We start from the raw sequence: 237 nt of genomic DNA, 5'->3' as shown, positions 1-237 counted from the left end.
AACATATATTCAAATTTTTTTCTATTTAAGCTATTTTTAATCTTATAAATTACCTTATGAATATCTCTATCAGAGTAACTCTCATAAAAAATGCAAAATACATCTGCATACATACGACAACATATACCATTAGAACCAATGTTTTTTTGAATCAACTCTGCAACATATATTAAAGCTTTATCTCCTCCTCTAACTCCATAAATGTCATTAATTACCTTGAACTTATCTATATCCATC

Annotated in this window: 1 protein-coding gene; it reads right to left on the bottom strand. The window is 26.2% G+C overall.

Translation table 11 applies throughout. From position 1 onward, the window contains the following. Window positions 1-237 (bottom strand): diguanylate cyclase domain-containing protein (locus KK062_RS31340; protein ID WP_254088156.1); only part of this gene is annotated, 237 nt, incomplete at both ends.

It is taken from the genome of Dawidia cretensis (assembly GCF_018598175.1).
Taxonomy (GTDB): domain Bacteria; phylum Bacteroidota; class Bacteroidia; order Cytophagales; family Cyclobacteriaceae; genus Ohtaekwangia; species Ohtaekwangia cretensis.
The sequence above is the reverse complement of the archived record's forward strand: the minus strand, read 5'-3'. Positions and strand labels throughout refer to the sequence as shown.